This is a genomic window from Streptococcus intestinihominis, from assembly GCF_046824975.1.
Lineage (GTDB): Bacteria > Bacillota > Bacilli > Lactobacillales > Streptococcaceae > Streptococcus.
Genome location: NZ_JBKQBL010000001.1, coordinates 128,162 through 130,129, shown reverse-complemented (window position 1 = coordinate 130,129; position 1,968 = coordinate 128,162). Strand labels below are relative to the sequence as shown.

Below are 1,968 nucleotides of genomic sequence, written 5' to 3'. Positions count from 1 at the left end.
TGGTTGAGCATGACTCCATCAAGACGCAGATCAACCGGGCGCGTGAACGCCGTGTTATGAAGCAAATGGCCGAAAAATATGGTCCGATTGTATACAAAAAAGGAATTTAAGAATGGAAGAATTATTCTGTATTGGCTGTGGAGCCCCCATTCAGACAGAAAACAAAGAGGGGCTAGGCTATACTCCCCAATCAGCTCTTGAAAAGGGCTTGGAAACAGGCGAAGTCTATTGCCAACGCTGTTTCCGTCTGCGTCACTATAATGAAATCACAGATGTGCATCTGACAGATGATGATTTCCTAAAGCTCCTTCACGAAGTAGGCGATAGTGATGCTCTCGTGGTCAATGTAGTGGATATTTTTGACTTTAATGGATCCGTTATCCCTGGCCTACCACGCTTTGTAGCAGGAAATGATGTCATCTTGGTCGGAAATAAAAAGGACATCTTGCCTAAGTCTGTCAAGGATAGCAAGGTGACCCATTGGTTGATGGAGCGGGCCCACGAAGAAGGCATGCGTCCTGTCGATGTAGTCCTCACCTCTGCTCAAAACAAGAGTGCTATCAAGGACTTAATGGAAAAGATTGAGCAGTACCGTAAGGGCCGTGATGTCTATGTGGTGGGTGTGACCAATGTTGGGAAATCGACCCTCATCAATGCGATCATCCAAGAAATCACTGGGGATAAGGATATTATTACAACCTCTCGCTTCCCAGGGACGACACTGGACAAGATAGAAATCCCACTGGACGATGGATCCTACATCTATGATACACCAGGGATTATCCATCGTCACCAGATGGCTCATTACTTGACAGCGAAAAACCTCAAGTATGTCAGCCCTAAAAAGGAAATCAAACCCAAGACTTATCAGCTTAATCCAGAGCAGACCCTCTTCTTGGGTGGCTTGGGACGCTTTGACTTTATCAAGGGGGAAAAGCAAGGTTTTACTGCCTTCTTTGACAATGAACTCAAGCTTCACCGAACCAAGCTCGAAGGAGCGACTGCTTTTTATGACAAGCATGTCGGTGGCTTACTAACCCCTCCTAATAGCAAGGAAAAAGAAGAATTCCCGCCTTTGATTTCCCATGAGTTTACCATTAAGGACAAGACAGACCTCGTCATCTCTGGACTCGGCTGGATCCGCGTCAATGGAGAAGCCAAAGTAGCCGTCTGGGCACCAGAAGGCGTTGCCGTCGTTACCCGCAAAGCTATTATTTAAAAATTTGAAAGGAAATAGTTTCTTTATAGACAGAGGCGAGTGTAACGAGCCTAGAAAGGATACTTTTCGCTGTGGTGAAAGCCTAAGTAGATATTTTACTACTTAGGCGCGGAAAATTTGAGACTTTAGGCTCAAATTTAAGTCATGGAACTCCGCTAGGAGGTCGCTGACGACCGCCACCACATCAGAAAAGTATCAAAAAAGAAACAATGAAAAAAGCATGACATTAACATCCAAACAACGGGCTTTCCTCAACAGCCAAGCCCACAGCCTCAAACCTATTATCCAAATCGGGAAAAACGGTCTCAATGACCAAATCAAAACAAGTGTGCGTCAAGCGCTAGATGCGCGCGAACTGATCAAGGTGACTCTCCTTCAAAATACGGATGAGAATATCCATGAAGTAGCGGAAATCTTGGAAGAAGAAATCGGTGTGGATACGGTTCAAAAAATTGGACGCATCCTCATCTTATACAAACAATCAAGCAAAAAAGAAAACCGGAAGATTTCAGTCAAAGTAAAAGAAATCTAAGAGACACAGGAGAGCAGGTATATGGCCATTGAACTATTAACCCCCTTTACCAAGGTGGAGTTAGAGCCAGAGATCAAAGATAAGAAACGCAAACAAGTGGGAATCCTCGGAGGGAATTTTAATCCCGTCCATAATGCCCATCTTGTAGTTGCAGACCAAGTCCGCCAGCAACTAGGCTTGGACAAGGTCCTTCTCATGCCAGAATATGAGCCTCCGC

Annotated in this window: 3 protein-coding genes and 1 pseudogene; all 4 read left to right on the top strand. The window is 45.0% G+C overall.

The genetic code is table 11. The features are described from left to right. Window positions 1-110, top strand: a pseudogene (locus ACLOR3_RS00725) (YqeG family HAD IIIA-type phosphatase); the annotation flags it as partial. Window positions 111-112: 2 nt separating this feature from the next. After that, window positions 113-1,219, top strand: coding sequence for a ribosome biogenesis GTPase YqeH (gene yqeH, locus ACLOR3_RS00720; protein WP_411399997.1), 1,107 nt, complete (start codon window positions 113-115; stop codon window positions 1,217-1,219). 220 nt (window positions 1,220-1,439) lie between these two features. Beyond that, on the top strand, window positions 1,440-1,751 hold the full coding sequence (gene yhbY, locus ACLOR3_RS00715; RefSeq protein WP_006595720.1) for a ribosome assembly RNA-binding protein YhbY: 312 nt from the start codon (window positions 1,440-1,442) through the stop codon (window positions 1,749-1,751). A 21-nt stretch (window positions 1,752-1,772) separates the two neighbouring features. After that, window positions 1,773-1,968: nicotinate-nicotinamide nucleotide adenylyltransferase (locus tag ACLOR3_RS00710; protein WP_412036889.1), on the top strand; the 196-nt coding region annotated here is incomplete at its 3' end.